Origin of the sequence: Spirillospora sp. CA-128828 (assembly GCF_050945415.1) — a bacterium.
Classification (GTDB): Bacteria; Actinomycetota; Actinomycetes; order Streptosporangiales; family Streptosporangiaceae; genus Spirillospora.
This window is the reverse complement of record NZ_CP191986.1, coordinates 2,804,521-2,822,454: the sequence shown is the minus strand read 5'-3', so window position 1 is coordinate 2,822,454 and position 17,934 is coordinate 2,804,521. Positions and strand designations below refer to the sequence as shown.

The 17,934-nt window shown below is 72.0% G+C and carries 19 protein-coding genes; 11 read left to right on the top strand and 8 right to left on the bottom strand.

The annotated features are described in order from the left end of the window. Positions 1-8: 8 nt before the first annotated feature. The 3 genes from ACQPXG_RS14115 to ACQPXG_RS14105 form a co-directional block, all read right to left on the bottom strand. Complete coding sequence (locus ACQPXG_RS14115; RefSeq protein ID WP_433468118.1) at positions 9-794, bottom strand: ATP-binding cassette domain-containing protein; 786 nt, start codon at positions 792-794, stop codon at positions 9-11. A 117-nt stretch (positions 795-911) separates the two neighbouring features. Continuing rightward, positions 912-1,961, bottom strand: coding sequence for a sugar ABC transporter substrate-binding protein (locus ACQPXG_RS14110; RefSeq protein ID WP_433468117.1), 1,050 nt, complete (start codon positions 1,959-1,961; stop codon positions 912-914). Positions 1,962-2,545: 584 nt separating this feature from the next. After that, on the bottom strand, positions 2,546-2,842 hold the full coding sequence (locus ACQPXG_RS14105) for a hypothetical protein (RefSeq protein ID WP_433468116.1): 297 nt from the start codon (positions 2,840-2,842) through the stop codon (positions 2,546-2,548). Between the two features lie 189 nt (positions 2,843-3,031). On the opposite strand from ACQPXG_RS14105, the gene ACQPXG_RS14100 reads away from it, so the two are divergent. Together ACQPXG_RS14100 and ACQPXG_RS14095 are read left to right on the top strand one after the other, a co-directional pair. Continuing rightward, a complete protein-coding gene (locus tag ACQPXG_RS14100; RefSeq protein ID WP_433468115.1) occupies positions 3,032-3,634 on the top strand; it encodes a hypothetical protein in 603 nt (200 codons plus the stop codon). Between the two features lie 54 nt (positions 3,635-3,688). Further along, on the top strand, positions 3,689-6,235 hold the full coding sequence (locus tag ACQPXG_RS14095; RefSeq protein ID WP_433468114.1) for a M14 family zinc carboxypeptidase: 2,547 nt from the start codon (positions 3,689-3,691) through the stop codon (positions 6,233-6,235). 68 nt (positions 6,236-6,303) lie between these two features. Here ACQPXG_RS14095 and ACQPXG_RS14090 read toward each other — a convergent pair whose 3' ends face one another. Continuing rightward, positions 6,304-6,975, bottom strand: coding sequence for a hypothetical protein (locus tag ACQPXG_RS14090; RefSeq protein ID WP_433468113.1), 672 nt, complete (start codon positions 6,973-6,975; stop codon positions 6,304-6,306). 170 nt (positions 6,976-7,145) lie between these two features. Here ACQPXG_RS14090 and ACQPXG_RS14085 point away from each other — a divergent pair, with 170 nt between their 5' ends. Next, positions 7,146-8,216: a hypothetical protein gene (locus ACQPXG_RS14085; RefSeq protein WP_433468112.1), complete on the top strand. Its 1,071-nt coding sequence runs from the start codon at positions 7,146-7,148 to the stop codon at positions 8,214-8,216. Here ACQPXG_RS14085 and ACQPXG_RS14080 read toward each other — a convergent pair. Beyond that, entirely contained in the window at positions 8,213-8,800 is a 588-nt protein-coding gene (locus ACQPXG_RS14080; protein WP_433468111.1) for an HAD family hydrolase, read from the bottom strand. The genes ACQPXG_RS14085 and ACQPXG_RS14080 overlap by 4 nt on opposite strands. 127 nt (positions 8,801-8,927) lie before the next feature. Between ACQPXG_RS14080 and ACQPXG_RS14075 the strand changes: the two genes are divergently transcribed. The 3 genes from ACQPXG_RS14075 to ACQPXG_RS14065 all read left to right on the top strand — a co-directional run bounded on the left by ACQPXG_RS14075 (position 8,928) and on the right by ACQPXG_RS14065 (position 10,207). Further along, complete coding sequence (locus ACQPXG_RS14075) at positions 8,928-9,596, top strand: TetR/AcrR family transcriptional regulator (protein WP_433468110.1); 669 nt, start codon at positions 8,928-8,930, stop codon at positions 9,594-9,596. Between the two features lie 49 nt (positions 9,597-9,645). Further along, positions 9,646-9,795: a hypothetical protein gene (locus ACQPXG_RS14070; protein ID WP_433468109.1), complete on the top strand. Its 150-nt coding sequence runs from the start codon at positions 9,646-9,648 to the stop codon at positions 9,793-9,795. Positions 9,796-9,976: 181 nt separating this feature from the next. Next, positions 9,977-10,207 (top strand): hypothetical protein, encoded by a 231-nt coding sequence (locus ACQPXG_RS14065; RefSeq protein WP_433468108.1) that lies wholly within the window; start codon positions 9,977-9,979, stop codon positions 10,205-10,207. A 150-nt stretch (positions 10,208-10,357) separates the two neighbouring features. Here ACQPXG_RS14065 and ACQPXG_RS14060 read toward each other — a convergent pair whose 3' ends face one another. Together ACQPXG_RS14060 and ACQPXG_RS14055 are read right to left on the bottom strand one after the other, a co-directional pair. Next, positions 10,358-10,657, bottom strand: coding sequence for a Dabb family protein (locus ACQPXG_RS14060; protein ID WP_433468107.1), 300 nt, complete (start codon positions 10,655-10,657; stop codon positions 10,358-10,360). A 55-nt stretch (positions 10,658-10,712) separates the two neighbouring features. Then, positions 10,713-11,168 (bottom strand): flavodoxin family protein, encoded by a 456-nt coding sequence (locus tag ACQPXG_RS14055; protein ID WP_433468106.1) that lies wholly within the window; start codon positions 11,166-11,168, stop codon positions 10,713-10,715. 138 nt (positions 11,169-11,306) lie between these two features. Between ACQPXG_RS14055 and ACQPXG_RS14050 the strand changes: the two genes are divergently transcribed. The 5 genes from ACQPXG_RS14050 to ACQPXG_RS14030 all read left to right on the top strand — a co-directional run bounded on the left by ACQPXG_RS14050 (position 11,307) and on the right by ACQPXG_RS14030 (position 16,435). Continuing rightward, a complete protein-coding gene (locus ACQPXG_RS14050) occupies positions 11,307-12,995 on the top strand; it encodes a bifunctional lysylphosphatidylglycerol flippase/synthetase MprF (protein ID WP_433468105.1) in 1,689 nt (562 codons plus the stop codon). 69 nt (positions 12,996-13,064) lie between these two features. Further along, the gene (locus ACQPXG_RS14045) at positions 13,065-14,231 is read left to right on the top strand and encodes a serine hydrolase domain-containing protein (RefSeq protein ID WP_433468104.1); all 1,167 of its coding nucleotides are present in this window, start codon (positions 13,065-13,067) and stop codon (positions 14,229-14,231) included. A gap of 19 nt (positions 14,232-14,250) precedes the next feature. Next, entirely contained in the window at positions 14,251-14,946 is a 696-nt protein-coding gene (locus ACQPXG_RS14040) for an endonuclease V (RefSeq protein ID WP_433468103.1), read from the top strand. Between the two features lie 84 nt (positions 14,947-15,030). Further along, entirely contained in the window at positions 15,031-15,600 is a 570-nt protein-coding gene (locus ACQPXG_RS14035) for a TetR/AcrR family transcriptional regulator (RefSeq protein WP_433468102.1), read from the top strand. 73 nt (positions 15,601-15,673) lie between these two features. Then, entirely contained in the window at positions 15,674-16,435 is a 762-nt protein-coding gene (locus tag ACQPXG_RS14030; RefSeq protein WP_433468101.1) for a glucose 1-dehydrogenase, read from the top strand. A gap of 69 nt (positions 16,436-16,504) precedes the next feature. Here ACQPXG_RS14030 and ACQPXG_RS14025 read toward each other — a convergent pair whose 3' ends face one another. Further along, positions 16,505-17,887, bottom strand: a complete 1,383-nt coding sequence (locus ACQPXG_RS14025) for an amidase (protein WP_433468100.1) — start codon at positions 17,885-17,887, stop codon at positions 16,505-16,507. Positions 17,888-17,934: the final 47 nt, after the last annotated feature.

Here is a 17,934-nt window from a genome sequence, read left to right as displayed (position 1 = left end):
GTCCCCCTTCAGATGCTCTCGGCGGCGGTCGCCGGCGCAAGGCCGAGATCACCGGAACGGCCGGCGGTGATGAGTTCCACGACTTGGCCGTGGGAGACCTCGGAGGTGGCCACGTCGGCCGCGACCCGTCCGAGGTAGAGCGCGCTGACGCGGTCGGCCACCTCGAACACGTCGTTCATGTTGTGCGAGATGAGCACGACTCCGTGCCCGGTGTCGGCCAGCCGCCGGACGAGGTCGAGGACCTGCCGGGTCTGGGCGACGCCGAGCGCGGCGGTGGGCTCGTCCAGGATGACGATCTTGGACTCCCACAGCGCCGCCTTGGCGATGGCGACGGTCTGGCGCTGCCCGCCGGACAGGCTGGACACCTGCTGGCGGACGGACTTGACGGTGCGGACCGACAGGCGGGCCAGGGTCTCCCTGGCGGCCTCCTCCATGGACGTCTCGTCCAGGACGATGCCCTTCTTCCGCTCGCGGCCGAGGAACATGTTCTGCACGATATCCAGGTTGTCGGCGAGCGCGAGGTCCTGGTAGACGACCTCGATGCCGAGCGCGGAGGCGTCGCGCGGGCCGCTGATCGTCACCGGCTTGCCATCGAACTCGATCTGTCCCGAGTCGATGGGGTGGATACCGGCGATGCACTTGATCAGGGTCGACTTGCCGGCGCCGTTGTCGCCGACGAGCGCGACCACTTCGCCCAGCCGCACCGTGAGGTCCACGTCGTGCAGCACATGAACGGCGCCGAAGCTCTTGTTGAGCCCGGTCAGGCGGAGGACCGGGTCTCCTTTTTCAGCCACGTGTTTCCTTCCAGAGGTTTGCGTGGTGCCCGTGGCGGGCCCCGCGTGTCCCGGGTTTCCGGGGACCCGGGACACTGTCAGCGGCGCGGGGCCCGCCACGAGGTCTGACAGGGCTGGCTACTCGATGCCGGCGGACTTGCACTTGGCGGCGTAGGCGCCCTTGCACAGGTCTTCCTTCTTGACGAAACCGTCGCCGGTGACCTGCTTGAGGTTCTCCTTGGTGACACCGATCGGGTTCAGCAGCACCGACGGGACGTCCCGCTTGCCCGTGGGGTCGTTCGTGGTGCCGTTGGTCTCGCCCTTCTGGCCCTTGATGAGGGAGATGGCGAGCTTCGCGGCGGCGTCGGCCTCCTGCTTGACCGGCTTGTAGACCGTCATGCACTGGGTGCCGTCCAGGATGTTCTGCAGACCCTGCAGGGTCGCGTCCTGGCCGGTCACGGCGACCTTGCCCTGCTCCTGGTTCTTCTTCAGGATCGAGATGACCGCGTTGCCGATGCCGTCGTTGGCGGCGAGCACGCCGTCGATCTTGCCCCCCTGCTCGGTCCACATCTGCTCGAAGATCGTGGCGGCCTTCTCGGCCTTCCAGTCCGGGACGGGCTGCTCGGCGACCTTCTTGTAGTTGGTCAGCGGGTCGAGGATGTTGTGCGCGCCCTTGGAGAACAGGGTCGCGTTGTTGTCCGTCGGCGCGCCGTTCAGGTAGGCGATGTTGGCCTTCTTGTCACCGAGGCACTTCTGCAGGCCCTTGCCGAGCTCCTCGCCGACCTTCACGTTGTCGAAGGACACGTAGTAGTCGGAGACCCCGCCGAGGGCGAGACGGTCGTAGTCGATGGTCTTGACGCCCTGCGCCTGCGCCTTGCGCTGGACGGCCGCGGCGGAGTTGGAGTCGAGACCGTCCAGGATCAAGACCGTGGCGCCGCTGGTGAGCATCTGGTCGGCGATGGTCTGGAAGCGCTGGGTCGAGCCCTCGGCGTTCTGGATGTCGTAGGCGACTCCGGCCGCCTTGAACGCCTGCTCCAGGTAGGGCCGGTCGAAGCTCTCGTAGCGGACGGAGGAGGTGGTGTCGGGCAGGATCACGCCGACCTTGCCCTTGGCGGAGCCGCCCGCGTCGTTCGAGCCGTCGTCCCCGCATGCGGTGAGACTGAGCGCCGCGGCCGTCGTGACGGCCATCAAGCTGAGGATCCCCTTGCGCATTGCCCGGGTCCTTTCTGGGGGTGGCCGCCGTGCCGCGGCCTGGGGTGGTAGCCGGTGCCCGGCGAGTGAGATTGCCCACTCGCCGGTCGAATGTTGTGCCCCGCAACTTATGTCGCGTCCGGCCGTCGCGCCAGACCTATCGGGAAGTTGATTTGTTGTCGCGGGTAACAATCCCGTAACGCGAGATCAACATGGGTGAAACCTTGGATGGCATGACGAGCCCGAGTCCGGGCCGCACCCCCGCCCGGCCCCTCCCGCGACACCGCACGTCAGGGCATATGTTCGGCGGCTCAACATTCACCTCGACCGGCGGTCAACCGGCGCGGCCGAATCCCCACGGCCGCCCGGAGCGTCTCGACCCAGGTGAGAGGCAAGATCGGCGGCCGAACCCGGACAACCCCCCGACAGCCCGGCCTCACGCCCCCACGCGGACCCGGTCAACACCGCCCCGCCGCCAGCACCGCGCACCAGCCGCACGGCGCGCCCTGACGGCACCGCGCACAAGCGGCACCGCGCGCCGCCGGCGCCGTGTCCTGGCAGCGCCGTGTCCTGGCAGCGTGTCAGTGGAGGGCGAGCACCTGGGCTATGCGGTCTGCCGCGGAGGTGACGTCGGCGGCGGGCGCGATGCGCTCGGCCCACGACCACCAGTACCACCAGCCGTCCGCGCCCTGCTCCGCCAGGATGTTCTCGGTGAGGGCGGACGCGTCGGGGTTCAGTACGTGCAGGCAGGGCGACTGGCCGCGGGGCAGGGTGAGACGCACCCGGAGGCCGCGCTTGACCAGCTCGTCGCCGAGCTCTTCCAGATATTCGAGCCGCGTCTTCGACAGCGCGGCCGTTCCCGTATCGTCAGGCGTCATCTTTTGTTCCTCACGGACGCCGCGTGGCCCGACGTGCTCTCAGCCTCCCGCTTCGCCCGCCCGTGCGCAAGCACCCCGGCCGCGGGCCGGCGGGACGGGAGACGTGGAGGCGGCCCGCGTTTCGGCGGTCGACCGGCCCCTGTCCGGGATATCTTGCGCGTAGCAGATGAACCGGAACATGGGGGCGACATGACGGTGGGCGCGGGTGCGCAGCCAGGAGCCGGCCCTTCTCCCGCGCCGGCCGGCGGAGCGGCGCGGGGCGCGCTGACGTGGCACCGGTTCCACTACGCGGTCGGCGTGTTCCTCGTCGCGTACGGCGCCGCGGGCCTGATGACCGCGGTGGCGCTGTGGGGCGACCGGCTGGACGAGATCGAGACCTACTTCGGGTCCGGCCCCGCGACCGGCGTCCTCGTGTTCGTCAAGGCGGCCGAGGTGCTGCTCGTGGCGGCCGCCGCGGCGGGCGTGGTGCTGCGCCGCGACATCCTGCTCGTGCCGCCGATGGCGGGCTGGATGGCGGGGTTCGCGATGTTCGCCGTCCTGGACGTCTTCAAGGGCAGGTGGGGCGGCCTCTTGGAGCACCTCGCGTACCTGGCGGCGTTCGTCGTGCTGCTCTTCCTGTCCTACGGGCTGAGCGCGAAGGCCCAGCTCGCGGGCGCACCGAAGGACGCCGGGCAGGGGTCGTCCCCGCGCGGGCCGAACGGGCTCTCCTGGACGCAGGAGTTCGCCCTCCAGGCGATCAACCGGGCCGCCGCGCTCACCGGGCCGCGGTCCCGCCCGGAAAAGCGCGAGTGATCTTGGCAGAAGTTGCCATTGGTGCGGCTTCCGCCCGATGCCACGTTGTGGCTCATGAGAGCCCGAAAGCCCGCAGGCACAGCCCTGCTGAGGTCGTGGACTCCGCTGGTGACGGCGGTGTCCCTGGCGGTCGCCGCGTCGTTCGCGGCGCCCGCCGCCGCGCAGCCCGCCGCGCCCGCGGCCGGCTGCGACCCGACGCAGACCGCGCCGGTATACCGAGGCAAGGTCCCCTCCCCGAAACAGGTCCTCGGCTTCGATCTGGGTGAGCGGCAGGCGAGCGCCGTGGAGTCCGACAGGTATCTGGAGACGGTCGCCGCCAAGAGCGAGCGCGTCGTCTCCGGGACGCTGGCCACCACCGCCCAAGGGCGTCCGCTGAAGTACGCGATCGCCGGACGTCCCGAGCTGATCTCCAAGGCGGGGCTGGCCAAGGTGCGCGCGGAGGCCGCCCTGCTGCGCGATCCCCGGACGCCCGCCGCGCTCGCCAAGCGGATCACCGACCGCGGCGTCCCGATCCTGTGGGTCAGCGGCAACGTGCACGGCGACGAGCCGAGCGGCACCGACGCGGCGCTGAAGGTGCTGCGCGACCTCGGCGACCGCACCGACTGCGCCGCCACGGCGATCCTCGCCAACGCGCTCGTGATCGTCCTGCCGACGCAGAACCCGGACGGCCGGGAGCTGAGGACCCGCGAGAACGCCTACGGCTTCGACATGAACCGCGACTGGTTCGCGCGGACGCAGCCGGAGAGCGACGGCAAGCTGGCGATGCTGAACGCGTACCCGCCGGCGCTCTACATCGACGCGCACGAGATGGGCGGGACGTCGTACTTCTTCCCGCCGAACGCCGATCCGATCTACCACGAGACGCCCGAGCAGGCGGTCGGCTGGATCAACGACATGTACGGCGCCGCGATGGCCGCCGAGTTCAAGCGGCAGGGCATCGACTTCTTCAACCGCGACGTCTACGACCTCTTCTACCAGGGGTACGGGGACTCGGTCCCGACCAGCGCCTTCCACGCCGCCGGGATGACCTACGAGAAGGGCGACGAAAGCCCCTACCCGGAGCGGGTGAAGGAGCAGTACCTCACCCAGTGGGTGTCGCTGTCGGCGGCGGCCCGCGACCGGCACCGCATCCTCACCGAGTGGCGCCAGATGACGGTGGACGCCTACGAGCAGGGCAAGGCGGGGAAGCTGGAGCCCAACCAGGTCTACAACCCGCCGAACCAGATCGACCGGCAGGTGCCCGATCGGAAGGTGCGCGGCTACTTCCTGCGGGACGACCCGGCCAAGCGCGCGGAGGTCCGGCTCATCGTGCGGCGGCTGCAGCGCATGGGCGTCCGCGTCGAGAAGCTCGTGAGGCCGCTGACCGTTCCGGACTTCAAAGCCTATGGGCGCCCGGAGGCCAAGACGACGCTGCCGGCCGGCACGTACTGGATCTCGATGGCGCAGGGCCAGAAGCACTGGATCCAGGCCATGCTCAACGAGGACTCCTACACGCCGTTCCCGTACTTCTACGACGTGACGGCGTGGAGCCTGCCTCTGCTGGGGAATGTGTCCGGCGGGTCTTCTGGGGCCGTCCTGCACCCGCGGGCGGTACCGGTGCGGACGCTGGAGGCGCCGCGTCCGGGGCATGAGGGCAAGGCGGCGCCCAGGCTCGGCGTCCTGCAGCTGTCGGCGACGTCCTCGTCGGCGCGGCAGTCGACCGGGTGGCTGCGGCACCGTCTCGACCGCGAGTGGAAGCTGCCGTTCACGCTGCTCAGCCCGGCGGACATCGCGGCGGGAAAGCTCGACGGCGTCCAGGTCCTGGTCGCCCCGAACGGGCCGGCGTCGTCCGCCTACACGGCGCTCGGCGACACCGGGCGTGCCGCGCTCCAGCAGTGGACGCGGAACGGCGGACGCTACGTCGGCTGGCAGGGCGGCACGCAGCTGGCGGCACGGCTCGGGCTGACGACCGCGACGCTGGCCGAGCCGACGTCCGACATCCCTGGGACGCTGTTCCGCGTGAACGTGGACGGCAAGAGCCCGCTGTCCGAGGGCGTCGGCGCGACGGCCTGGAACTTCACCTCCTACGACATGGTCATGAAGGCGTCCAGCGGCGTCGCCGTGTCCTATCCGGAGACGGGCTCGCCCGACTGGTTCGTCTCCGGGTTCGAGCGCGGCGCGGCCGAGCTGGGCGGCACCGCGGCGGTCGTCGACCAGCCCGTCGGCGAGGGGCGTTCCGTGCTGTTCGCGGCCGAGCCCAACTTCCGCGCGTTCAGCGACGGGACGGCCGAGCTGCTCTACAACGCCGTCCTCGGCCTGGACCCGAAGAAGGCGGCGGCACCCCAGGCGACCGCCACCGCGAAGGCGGCTCAGGAGGCGGCCGCGTTGCCGTCGTACGAGTCGCCCATCCGCGTGTCGGTGAAGGCGGCGGACGCCGCGAAGGCCGCGTCCGTGCTCCGCTCGGCGGGCGCGACATGGACGGAGAAGCGCGCCGGCGGCGTCGTCCACTACGTGATCGACAACCCGCGGGGGTTGCCGGTGGACCACCACCCGTTCGCCGCTCGCCTGCCGTCCCTCATCCGCAAGGCGGGGATCGACCCGGTCGCGGTCACCCTTCCCTGATCGGTCCGCGCGGCGTGCCGGGCCCGTCCCGGCACGCCGCGCGGGCTTCAGCCCTCTCGCAAGAACGCTCAGCGGACCAGCCAGGCGATGGCGGTCATCGTGCCGGGCGGGACTTCGGTGAACCCGCCGTCACGGACCGCCACCGTCGCGTTCCTGACGCACTGCCGCCACGGAACGTCCCGGGTCAGATGGACGGGCGCGCCCGCCTCGGCCCACGCCTCCACGTGCTTGCGACGACCTTGGCGGAGGAGCAGCTGGGCGGCGTGCCCGCACTGGGCCGCGGCCTTCCCCGTCGTGATCGTGATGTCCGGGTTGAGGGCGATCGCAGCGTACGGCGGCGCAGGCGGCGGCCCCGGCTCCTCGGCGTCGGCCAGGTCGAGGCCCGCGACCTGGAGCTTCGCCAGCTGCGGCGGGACGTCCGACACGGGTCCGGGCGGGAACGCCCGCACCTGCGCGCCCGCGTGCTCGACGGTGATACCGGGCAGCGCCTCCGCCTCCGGCCAGCGGACGCCGCGGGCCCGCCGCGTCACCTTCCTGATCCGGCGCGACTCCCACTCGCGGACGGCGGCGCGCCACTCCCCCTCGGGCTCGGCGGCGCGCGGGTCTGTCAGCAGCCGGACGACCGCCGTCGCCGCCGCCTCGCAGACCGCGCCGTGATTGGGCGGATCGGCCTTCTCGGCGCGTACCACCAACTGCATCGCCCATGGCGGATCATCGAGGGGGTCGTAGTCAGGTCGCACGCGTGGAGTATTCCAAACCCGATCCGGCTTTCCCGAGGCGGATGTGGGTACTGCAACTCTTATCGTCTCCCGGACGTCGGTCCTTTAAGGGACGGGCTCGTTCCGGGCAGGACGGTCCTCGCCGGAACGGGCGAGGGGGCACGGCGCAGCGTTCGGGTCGGAGGTCGCCGGTGACCAGTGGCGGGTGGAACGATTCCATACCGGGAATCGGCACGTTCTTCGTCGGTATCGACGTCGCCCCCGGCCGCTACAGGTGCGAGGAGGGCAAGGGCGGCTGGTGGGTGCGCTTCACCGGCCCCGGCGGGGGCGACCCGGTCGGCTCGTGGCCGCTGCCCGCCGGCCCCACGGAGATCGAGATCGCGCAGACCGACTTCGCGTTCGAGACCCATGTCTCCACGTCGTGGCGGCGGATCGCGCCGCCGCGCGCCCCCGAGGACGGCGCCCCGGCCGAGCCGCGTCCCGTCGCCGACCCGTCGCTGCGGGCCGAGCTGGACACGATCGTCGCGCGCCGCAAGCCGCTGCTGTGGCTGGCGCCGCTGTCGGTCCTCGCCCTCGGCCTGATCGGCTCCCCGGTGCTCGGCTCACTGTGGCTGATCGGGCTCGGCATGCTCGCGGTGCTGGTCGCGCTCGGCACCCCGTCGGTCTCGCTGGACCTGCGGCGCGCCCGCGAACTGGAGCGCCGCCGCGACCGCTACCTCACCCCCGAGGACTTCGACGACGAGGGCCGGGCGCTGCTGGCGCGCGTCCAGGCCGCGGTCGACTTCGTCCGCGACTCGCAGGTCAACCGGGAGGGACTGCTGGACGCGGTGGACAACGCCGTCACCCTGCCGCGGCAGGAATGGGAGATCGCGCAGGTGCTGGCGAAGCAGTCCAAGCTGCGCACGGAACAGGACGCCATGGCCGAGGCCGCGACGCTCCCCGAGGTGGAGGCGGCGCTGCGGCCGCTCCGGGACAAGCTCGACGTCTCGGTCGAGGCGGTGACGCGCCGCATCGAGGCGCTGGAACGCTACGCCGAGCGGGCCCGGGCGGCGGACGAGGTGCTGCGCGCCCAGCGCCATCTGGAGGCGATCGCGGAGAAGGCGCAGGAGTACGACGAGCTGCTCGCCGACACCGTCCGGGACGACCTCGCGATGCCCGCGATCGAGCGGCTGACCGAGCAGGGCGACGAACTGCTCCGGACGCTGCGCGAACGTCTCGCCAAGGCCGCCGAGGCGGGCGGCGAACTCCCGCCCCCGTCCTAGCCGACCAGGGTGCGGACCTGGGTCCGGGAGGTGAAGAGTTCGGCGCGCATGCCGGCCTCGCGTGCGGCGTGGACGTTGCGTTCGTTGTCGTCGAAGAAGAGCACGTCGGCGGGCCGGACCCCGAGGCGCTCGGCGCAGATCTCGTAGGCGCGCGGGTCGGGCTTGGCGACGCCGATGTGGCAGGAGTAGACGAGCGCGTCGAAGTGGGCGAGCCAGGCGCCGTGCCGGTCCTCGAAGCGGGGCACCAGGTCACCGATGATGTTGGAGAGCAGCCCGAGCGTGCGTCCCTCGCCGGCCAGTTCGCCGACGAGGGCGACCATGTCGTCGTCGACGTCGGTCCAGCTGCCGAGGTCGGCCTCGATCAGCGCGGGGACGTCGGGGAACGTGGCGCCGAGCCGTCCCGCGACGTCCGCCCAGTAGGACGCGCTCTCCTGGCCGGCGTCGTAGGCGGGGCGGCAGGCCCAGTAGGCGTCCCAGAACGGGGGGCCGGACCGGCCGGCGATCTTCTCGATCCGCCGCACCGCCTCGGGCGTCTGGGTGCGGGCGATCACTCCGTACAGGTCGAACACGATCACATCGGGCATGGACCCGAGCCTATGCGGCCGGGGTGGAACGGGCCGGAGCCGCTTCTCTTAGCAAGCGCTTGCTGCAAGCCGTAATCTGGTGCGGCGCGATCGAGCAAGCGGTTGGGCGGCACGGCATAATGAAAGGGTGACGACCACGAGCGCCAAGTCCGGACGATCCAGCGCCCGCGCCGCCGGCGAGGGCGGTGCCCGCCGCCGCGGCCGCGGCTCGCCCGGCCTGGCGTCGGAACGGCGCGCGCACCTGGTCAAGCTCGCGGCCGAGCTCTTCGCGGAGAAGGGCTTCCAGGCCACGACGGTCCGCAACATCGCCGACGAGGCCGGCATCCTCTCCGGGAGCCTCTACCACCACTTCGACTCCAAGGAGTCGATCGTCGACGAGATCCTCTCCGGGTTCTTCAACGACGTCATGGCCGCATACCAGGCGGTGATCGACGAGAACGACGACCCGCGGGACACGATCGCCGGGCTCGTGCGGGTCGCGTTCGGCACGCTCGAACCCCACCGCGCCGCGATCACGGTCATGCAGAACGACTGGAACTACCTGAAGGGCATGGACCGGTTCGCCTATCTGACCAAGTCCGAGGACGAGGTCGAGAAGATGTGGGTGAACACGCTCCAGGCGGGCCAGGCGGAAGGGCTCTTCCGTCCTGACCTCGACCCGAAGCTGACCTACCGGATGATCCGCGACACCGTGTGGGTGGCGGTCCGCTGGTTCCGGCCCGGCGGCCGGCTGAACGCCCAGGGGCTCGCCGAGCACTACCTCAAGGTGATGTTCGACGGCATCAACCTGCACTGACACGGCCGCGTCGATCAGGATCGCGACGCCGAGCCCGAGGCCCATCTGCTTGACGGCGACGTCCGCGCCGAGCAGCACCGGCAGGAACACCATCACCATGATCGCGGCCGCCGCGGTGATCACGCGGGCGGTGCGGGACAGGCCGAGCGCGACGTCGTCGGCGAAGTCGATCGAGGCGGCGTTCGGCCCGCCGACGTAGGCCCGCGCGTCCGTGTCATTCGGGCCGGCCGTATACATCCGTTGGTGTACATCCGGCGCGGTATCCCACAGTGGGCGGTCCCTAAGCCCCATAGTGTGCTTAGTCACTATTTGCCGAGTAGGGGTGACGCATTGGTCCGTGGGGACGCTGTTACCGATGAGATCTACGGGGGGAGGGCGCCATGACGGCTCAACGGGGCGCCGCCGGTCGGGACGAGCCCACGCCCGCGGCCATGCGCGCCGCGACCGCGCGCACCCTGCAGGAGCAGTTCCCCGGAGTACGCGTCTGGTACGGCGAGGCGACCGGGTCCTGGTGGGCCATGGTGCCGCTGCGCGACGGGCCGCGGCTGCTGGAGGCCCCGTCCCCGCAGCAGCTCCGCGACGAGATCATGAGCCTGCGGACCCGGGGGTGACCGGCCCCGGCCGCTGAGGGCCCCGAGCGTATGCCGCCCGCCGGGAACGGGGCGCGATCCGTCCCCAGCGGGCGTCTTCGAGGAAACTAACCCGAAAAGTGTTCAGGCACAAGCGCTTGCTCGGTTCCTGCCTTCTGCGTGTCCGGCCTGCTACGGCTCGTACTGGATGGACGCGCGCTCCGCCGTGATCGGCGTGATGTACTCGTCCACCACCGCGCGGTGAACCGGATGGTCGCGGTACACAAGATAGGCGTCCCGGTCGGCGAAGTCCGCCACGACCACGAAGTCGTACGCGCCGGGATTGACGCCCGCGTTCACACCGACGCCGTACTCCCTGATCTCGGGGATGACCCCGGGGAGTTCGCGCAGCTTCGCCGCGACCTCGTCCTGCTGGCCGGTCGTCGTCCCCTCGGCCCACCTGAACATGACCACGTGCCGGAAACCACTCATGGTCGGCACGCTACCGGTGGCCTCGCCCGGTGGCCTCGCCCGGTGGCCTCGCCGCTCAGACGCCGCCGAGCTCCGCCGCCGTGATCGCGCCGAGTTCCCAGCACGCCTCCAGGTCGGCCTTGCCCGGCTCGCCGATCACCACCACCGGGGGCTGGACGGCCTTCCACTTCAGCCCAGTGGTGATGGAGTCCAGGGCGCGCAGGGCGCCGGTCGCGTCGTTGTTGCCGTGCAGGAAGGCCCCGAACGGGCGGCGGACCGTCTCCTCCAGGCACGGGTAGTAGATCTGGTCGAAGAAGTGCTTCAGCGCGCCGGACAGGTAGCCGAGGTTGACCGGCGAGCCCAGGAGATAGCCGTCCGCCTCCAGGACGTCCACGGCCGAGGCCGTCAGCGCGGGCCGGGAGACCACCTCCACGCCCTCGATCTCGTCGGTGGACGCGCCTGCGCGCGCCGCCTCGAACATCGCCTGCACGGACGGCGACGGCGTGTGATGGACGAGCAGGAGCCTCTTCATCACCACGAGGCTAGCGGTGTTCCGCGCTCCGGGCGGGGTATGGCTTGGCTGGACGGGGGCGTCCGGCCCACGACAACGTCCGATCCCGGGAATGAGTTCCAGAGGATCTTGGTTGGGGGCTCAGCGGAGGTGTCCTTCGTGCGATCAGACGAGTCATTCCGGGGGGACGTCCCCCCGGCGACGCGTCATCCGGCGGTGCCGCCGCACCTGCGGCCGGTCTGGCCGCTCGCGCTCACCGCGGCCCTGGTCGCCGTGCTCATCGCGGTGCCGGCGCTGTCGCGGTCCCCGGAGTGGCTCGGCCGGCTGTCCCGGCTCGTCACGGGCAGCCCGCTCGCGCCCGGGCACGCCGTCGCGCTCGGCCTCGCCCTCGCGCTCGTCGCCCGCGGCGCCCTCCTGCGCCGCCGCGCCGCCTGGTACGGCCTGGTCAGCCTGGCGCTCCTCGGGCTGCTCGCCGTCATCGCCGGCGACGACCCGCTGTGGCGGCTGCCATTGCTCGCCGCCGTGCTCGGCGGGCTGTGGCTGGAGCGCGACCGGTTCCCGGTGCGTCCGCACCCCGAACGCGTCCGCACGGCGGTGAAGACCGGCGCGCTGCTGGTCGCGGCCGCCCTCGCCGGGTCGCTGCTGTTCGGCGGCGTGTCCGTGCGGTCGGTCGGCGACGTCGCGAGCGGCCTCGGCGCCACCGGCGCTCCCATGGACGGCGCGTCCTGGCTGCCGGGCGTGCTCGGCCTGGCCGGCGCCGCCGGGCTCCTCCTGCTGGTCATCACCCTCCTCGCCCCCGACCCGGCGCCCCCGCCCGGCGACGAGGCGGAGCGGCGCCGCGTCGCGGGCCTGGTTCTGCATCCCGGTTCCGACACCTTGGCCCCGTTCGCACTACGGCGCGACAAGGCGTACGTGTTCAGCGCGGACGGGCGGGCCGCGATCGGCTACCGCGTCCTGTTCGGCATGGCGGTGGCTGGCGGCGACCCGGTCGGCGACCCGGCATCGCACGCCGACGCCGTCCGCGCGTTCCGCGCCATGTGCCGGACGACCGGCTGGCGCCCGGCCGTCCTCGGCGCGAGCGACGGCCTGCTCCCCGCCTGGGGGCCGTGCCGGACGATCGGCTTCGGCGACGAGGTCGTCATCCGCCCCGGCAAGTTCACGCTGTCGGGACGGCAGATGCGCAACGTCCGGCAGGCCGTCAAGCGCACCGAGAACTTCGGCGTCTCCTCCGAGATCGCGCCGGAGCGCGAGCTCACTCCCGCGCTCCGCGAGCGGTTGCTGGACGTCGCGTCCCGCTCCCTCGGCGGCGCCGCCGAACGCGGCTTCTCGATGAACCTGGACGAGTTGCTGACCGGCTACCACCCGGGCGCGATCGTCGCCATCGCCTACGGCGAGGACAAGGAGCCCATCGCGTTCCAGCGCTACGTAACCGCGGGCGAGGGCGTCAGCCTGGACGCGATGCGCCGCACCCCGGGCGGCCCCAACGGCGTCAACGAGCGCCTCATCGTCGAGATGGTCCAGTACGCCGCCGAGCACGGGTACGGCGTCGTCTCCCTCAACTTCGCCGCCTTCCGCGAGCTGCTGGACTCGGACGAGCGCAACGTGCTGGAAAAGGCGGGTTACCGCGCCCTGCACCTTCTCGACCCGTGGATCGCCGTCGAGTCGCTGTACCTCTTCGACAAGAAGTTCAGGCCGTCCTACAAGCCGCGCAACGTCGTGTTCCGGTCCTGGTTCGACATCGCGTGGCTGGCCGCCGCCCTGCTCACGCTGGAGTTCGGCCGGACGCGTCCGGCCCAGCGCGCCGCGGACCCGGTCACCGAACCCGTCCACCACCTGGGCCGCCCCTGACGCGCTCCCCGGCTCGGCGGGGAGTCCTAGAACGTGATTCTATGGAGCCCCCGCCCGAGAGGATCGCGCATGAGCAGCACGGTGCAAGGCCACTGCGATCCGGCGTTCGCCGGCGTCCGCGAGGTGTTCGAGCGGCACTTCGCCGAGGGACGCGAGCTCGGAGCCGCCGTCGCCGTCCACGTGGGAGACCGCAAGGTCGTCGACCTGTGGGGCGGGGTCGCCGACCGCCGCACCGGACGTGCCTGGCTGCCCGACACACCCTGCTTCGCGTTCTCCTGCACCAAGGCGGTGACCGCCACTGCGGCGCTGCTGCTGGCCGAACGCGGCGCCTACGAGATGGACGGCCCGGTGACGGCCTGGTGGCCGGAGTTCGGCGCCGGGGGCAAGGACGGCGCGACCGCCGCGCACCTGCTGTCGCACCAGGTGGGCCTGCCCGCGTTCGCACGGCCGGTGTCCGCGGAGGAGGCCGCGGACGCCACGGCGCGGGCGGCGGAGCTGGCCACGCAGAAGCCGGAGTGGACCCCCGGCGACGCCCACGGCTACCACGCGCTGACCTACGGCTGGCTGGCCGGTGAGATCGTCCGCCGGCTGTCCGGCCGGACGGTCGGCGCGTTCGTGAAGGACGAGTTCGCCCGCGGCCTCGACCTGTGGATCGGGTCCCCCGGCGACGTGATCGAGCGAGCCGCGAAGCTGACCGCGGGACGGCGCACCGGGGCCGGCGCCGACGCGCCGAGGGCCCCCGGGCACGACCTGCTGAAGCGGCTCGCCGACGCCTACACCGACCCGCAGAGCATGATGAACCGGTCGATGAACAACCCGCACCCGGGCAAGGGCGGCTACAACAACCCCGTCGTGCTGCGCGCAGGCTGGCCCGCCGCAGGGATGATCACCACCGCACCCGCGCTCGCCGGTTTCTACCGCGACCTCGTGGCGGGCCGGATCCTGCGCCCGGACACGCTGCGGGACGCCCTTCGCCCGCGCGCCGGCGGCCCGGACCGGACGCTGCTCGTGGACAGCGCGTTCGGCCTCGGGTTCATGCGCCCGTCCCAGACGTTCTTCACACCCAAGCAAGGACGGGAGTCGGCGTTCGGCCACACCGGCGCGGGCGGCTCGATCGGGCTGGGCGACCCCGAGGCCGGGCTGACGCTCGCCTACCTGCCCAACCTGATGGGCGACCAGGCGTCCGGCGACCTGCGCGCCTTCCGCCTGACGCAGGCCGCCTACGCGTCCCTGTGACGCGGTAGCGTCCTCGGACATGGACGTACGTGATCTGCATCCTTGGCCGTCCACCGCGCGTGAGGCCGAGGCGATCCAGGACCGGTTGCGTCCGATGCTCGAACTGGACGTCCCGGGCCCGGCGGCGCCCCGCACCGTCGCGGGACTGGACGTCTCGTACGCGGGCGACGGCGGAGGCACCGGCGACCGGCTGGCCGCCGCCGCGGTCGTCCTGGACGGCACGACCCTGGAGGTCCTGGAGGAGTCGGTCGCCGTCGGCACGGCCGAGTTCCCCTACGTCCCGGGCCTGTTCGCGTTCCGGGAACTGCCCACCTTGCTGGACGCGCTCCGCGCGCTGAAGACGACACCCGACCTGCTCGTGTGCGACGGGTTCGGGGTCGCGCATCCGCGGCGGTTCGGGCTGGCGTGCCACCTGGGCGTCCTGACCGGCCTGCCGGCCATCGGCGTCGGCAAGACCGCGTTCGTCGGCACCTACGAGCAGCCCGGGCCGCGGCGCGGCGACGCGAGCCCGCTGCTGGACGGCGGCGAGGTCGTCGGGCGGGTGCTGCGGACGCGGGACGGCGTGAGGCCGGTGTTCGTGTCCGTCGGCCATCGCACCGATCTCGGCACCGCGTGCCGCAACGTCCTGGCCCTCGCGCCGGAGTACCGCCTGCCGGAGACGACGCGCAGGGCGGACCGGCTGTCGCGGGACGCCCTGGAAGCGCCGTCCGGGTAGCGCCGCCCCCTGGAAGGTGGCAGGCTCGTCCGAAATGCAGGCGTTGACCACCCCGGTCACCCGCGACACCGCTGGACGGTGCCCATGGACACCCGGCCGATGCGGGCCGACGCCCGCCGCAACTACGAGCGAATCCTCACCACGGCCCGCACGGCCTTCATGGAGAACGGCACGAACGCGTCCCTCGACGACATCGCCAGGCGCGCCGGCGTCGGCTCGGGAACGCTCTACCGGCACTTCCCCACCCGTGACGCGCTGCTGCACGCGGTCCTGCGGGAGCGGATCGACGGGCTCCTCGCGCACGCGGACGAACTGCTGTCCGCGCCGGCCCCGGAGGCGGGGCTGGGGCTCTGGCTGCGGACCTACCTGGCGGGCGCGGCGACCCCGCGCGGCACGGCCACCGTGATCATCGAGGCGATGTCCGCGGAGTGGGCGGACACCGGCCTCGGCGCCGCGGCCGCCGCGATCTGCGACGCGCTCGGCCGGCTGCTGGACCGGGCCCAGCGGGCGGGGACGGTCCGCGCCGAGATCGACCCGCGGGATCTGCTGCGGCTCACCAACGCGATCGGCGTCGCGTCCGAGCGCACCTCCGACCCCGGCGCGTACGCCGACCGGATGCTCACGCTGCTCTTCGACGGTCTGCGCGCCGCATAGCAGGGCCGCCTTGTTCCGTTGACCAAGCGTTCGCTAGGTTTACTGGGAAGCGACGTGGCGACGAGGAGCGTTGATGGGGCAGCTTGACGGCAAGGTGGCGCTGATCACCGGTGGTGCGCGCGGGATGGGCAAGGCGCACGTCCGCCGGTTCCTGGACGAGGGCGCCAAGGTCGTGTTCGGCGACGTCCTGGAGGAGGAGGGCGCGAAGCTCGCCGCCGACCTCGGGGACGGCACCCGGTTCGTCCCGATGGACGTGACCCGGCAGGAGGATTGGGAGCGGGCCGCCGAGACGGCGACGGCGACCTTCGGCGCGCTGAACGTCCTGGTCAACAACGCCGGGATCCTGCGGCACAAGACCATCGAGGACATGGCGCTCGACGAGTTCCGCCGGATCCTGGACGTGAACCTGATCGGCCAGTGGCTCGGGGTGAAGACGGTCACCGCCCCCATGCGCGCGGCGGGCGGCGGCTCGATCATCAACGTGTCCTCGACCGAGGGCTTCATCGGCGCGGCCGGCCTCGCCGCCTACAGCGCCAGCAAGTTCGGCGTCCGCGGCCTGACCAAGTCCGCGGCCCGCGAGCTCGGCCGGTACGGCATCCGGGTGAACTCCATCCACCCGGGCGGCGTGCTGACACCCCTGACCATGCAGGACGACATCGTCTCGGCCACGGCCGGCAGCGCCGACGCGTTCCTGAAGGCGCTCCCCCTCGGCCGCATGGGCAAGGCGCAGGAGGTCTCGGGGCTGATCGTCTACCTGGCCTCGGACGACTCGTCCTACTGCACCGGCAGCGAGGTCCTGGTCGACGGCGGCATGCTCACCGGCGCCGGCTACTGAGCGTGACGGGCCGCCGGTACCGGCTCGGACCCCCGCACCGGCGGCCCGTCACGGGCCTATGGACGCAGCTTATGGACGCAGCTCGGTCCACCCTTCGACGGCCTCCAGCTGCGCGGCGAGCGAGATGAGCGTGGCCTCGTCGGAGTCATGCCCGAGCAGCTGGGCCCCGATCGGCAGCCCGCTCTTCGTGAACCCCGCGGGCACGTTGACTCCGGGCCACCCCAGCACATTCCACGTCCACGCATAGGGGCAGGCGGCCGCGACGCCCGACTGCGTCTTCCGGTATCCGGCCCCGTCGAAGGCACCCACTTTCAATGGGGGCTGCGCGGTGGTCGGCGTCAGGACGACATCGGCCACCTGGAAGATGCGGCCGACCTTTCTGCGCAGGTGGGGGTCCATTCTCCTCGCCAGCGGCAGCAGCCGTCTGCCGACCAGCCGGCCCATGCGCGCCTCGGCCTCCGTCCTGCGTTCTGGCCTCGCGTTCGGAATCGAGTCCAGCCAGTCGGCGACACCGGCCGTCCCGCGCGGAACGAGCCCGAGCCCGACGAGCCCGTAGTCGGGTTCCGCCGGAAAGACCTTGTGCCCCAGATCGGTGAGCCTTCTCGCGAGCCGCTCGACGGCCGCGCGGATCTCCGGATCGAGCCTGCCGCTCACCCCGAAGGCCGTCCGGAACGAGACCGCGACCCGCAGTCTCCCCGGCTCCCGCCGGGCGGCCTCCGCGAACGGCGTCAACGGGGGATCGACCTGGTGCACATCGTCCGGGTGGCTGCCGCTCAGCACGTCGAGCAGCAGCGCGGCGTCCCCGACGCTCCGCGCGAGCGGCCCCCACACGGTGATCCCGTTGAACGGATCGGTGTGCGGATACCCCGACACCCGGCCCCGCTGCGGCTTGATGCCGACGAGGCCCGTCCACGCCGCCGGAATCCGGATCGACCCGGCGCCGTCCGACCCGACCGCGCCGGCGACCATGCCCGCCGCCACGGCCGCCGCCGACCCGCCCGACGACCCGCCCGGGGTGTACTCGGGATTCCACGGATTCCGCGCGACCCCGAACCCGGGCGACTCGCTGAACGGCCACAGCCCGATCTCGCACGTCGTCGTCTTCCCCACGATGACGGCGCCCGCGGCCCGCAGCTTCCGGACGACCTCCCCGTCCTCCGCGACCGGCCGGTGATCGCCCGCCACGGCGAACGGCGTCGTCTCCCCGGCCAGATCCGTGTCGTCCTTGATGGCGACGGGCACCCCGAGCAGCGGCAGCCGCTCCCCCTCCGCGAGCCGCTTGTCGGCCTCCAGCGCCTCCTGCCCCGCCGCCTCGCACCGCACCACCCGGAAGGCGCCCAGCGACTCCCGCCGTCCGATGCTCTCCAGGCTCTCCTCGACCAGATCCGCGGAGGAGACCTCTCCCCTCGCCAGCGCCTCCGCCTGCTCGGCCAGCCCCAGCCCCAGCACCACGCCGCCTCCCGGAGTATCGTTCGTTCGAACGAACGATACTGAACACG

Bases quoted from the DNA above. Each gene is read 5' to 3' on its own strand.
- ACQPXG_RS14100 (WP_433468115.1), top strand. From the start codon at position 3,032: ATGACGGTGGGCGCGGGTGCGCAGCCAGGAGCCGGCCCTTCTCCCGCG.
- ACQPXG_RS14065 (WP_433468108.1), top strand. From the start codon at position 9,977: ATGACGGCTCAACGGGGCGCCGCCGGTCGGGACGAGCCCACGCCCGCG.
- ACQPXG_RS14080 (WP_433468111.1), bottom strand. From the start codon at position 8,800: ATGCCCGATGTGATCGTGTTCGACCTGTACGGAGTGATCGCCCGCACC.
- ACQPXG_RS14045 (WP_433468104.1), top strand. From the start codon at position 13,065: ATGAGCAGCACGGTGCAAGGCCACTGCGATCCGGCGTTCGCCGGCGTC.
- ACQPXG_RS14040 (WP_433468103.1), top strand. From the start codon at position 14,251: ATGGACGTACGTGATCTGCATCCTTGGCCGTCCACCGCGCGTGAGGCC.
- ACQPXG_RS14035 (WP_433468102.1), top strand. From the start codon at position 15,031: ATGGACACCCGGCCGATGCGGGCCGACGCCCGCCGCAACTACGAGCGA.
- ACQPXG_RS14030 (WP_433468101.1), top strand. From the start codon at position 15,674: ATGGGGCAGCTTGACGGCAAGGTGGCGCTGATCACCGGTGGTGCGCGC.
- ACQPXG_RS14105 (WP_433468116.1), bottom strand. From the start codon at position 2,842: ATGACGCCTGACGATACGGGAACGGCCGCGCTGTCGAAGACGCGGCTC.
- ACQPXG_RS14060 (WP_433468107.1), bottom strand. From the start codon at position 10,657: ATGAGTGGTTTCCGGCACGTGGTCATGTTCAGGTGGGCCGAGGGGACG.
- ACQPXG_RS14095 (WP_433468114.1), top strand. From the start codon at position 3,689: ATGAGAGCCCGAAAGCCCGCAGGCACAGCCCTGCTGAGGTCGTGGACT.
- ACQPXG_RS14055 (WP_433468106.1), bottom strand. From the start codon at position 11,168: ATGAAGAGGCTCCTGCTCGTCCATCACACGCCGTCGCCGTCCGTGCAG.
- ACQPXG_RS14110 (WP_433468117.1), bottom strand. From the start codon at position 1,961: ATGGCCGTCACGACGGCCGCGGCGCTCAGTCTCACCGCATGCGGGGAC.